The 685-nt window shown below is 66.0% G+C and carries 1 protein-coding gene; it reads left to right on the forward strand.

The features are described from left to right. Positions 1-193 precede the first annotated feature (193 nt). Positions 194-508: a hypothetical protein gene (locus IE134_RS32820; RefSeq protein WP_189432623.1), complete on the forward strand. Its 315-nt coding sequence runs from the start codon at positions 194-196 to the stop codon at positions 506-508. The last annotated feature ends 177 nt before the right edge of the window (positions 509-685 follow it).

Consider the following 685-nt stretch of genomic DNA (forward strand, 5'->3'; position numbering starts at 1 on the left):
GCCCTCCAGTGGTACGAGACGCTCCAGTCGCAGGGTGTTGAGGGCATCGTGGCCAAGCCCGGCCGCAGCGCGTACCCGTTCGGCGGCCGGACCGTGTGGTGTGTTGACTGCATCATCTGGTGAACCGTGTTGAAGCGCTCCACGTAAGGCGACTGACATTTCACCGCGCGGGTGGCCCTGGCAGAATCTCCGCGTGATTAACAGGAAGCTCGACGCGCTCGCGCAGATGAATGGCGTGTACTGGGCCATGCCCTTCCCGAGAGGGTTCCGTGGCCTGGACGTTGAAGACCAGGACATGGTCATGCTCGACGCTGACACTGCCGGCTATGTGTCCCGTGTCCTCAAGGGCCCCCTGCCCGAACCGGCCCGAGAGGGCTTGATCAGGTTGGTGGGGGTGTTCGAGAAGGTCCTTCCGGCGATCAGCAACGAGTACGCGAGCGAGTACTTCACTCGGGCACGCGACGTGGCCGTGCTGGCTGCCGAGATCGAAGCCATGCGCGACAGGTAGGGGTGTTCGTCGGGCTGGCGGTTGTCGAATGCCCTCGGTCGCCCTGCAACATAGCTGTTCTCCAGATGGTGCAGTTAAGGCGCAAGGTCCGCCACGCGGACACCGCCGACGCGCGGGTGGTCGGCTTCGTAGGGCCCCGCCGCCGCCCGCGCCGTCTCGCGCTCCTCCCGGCCGGAG

It is taken from the genome of Streptomyces rubiginosohelvolus (assembly GCF_014649875.1).
Classification (GTDB): Bacteria; Actinomycetota; Actinomycetes; order Streptomycetales; family Streptomycetaceae; genus Streptomyces; species Streptomyces rubiginosohelvolus.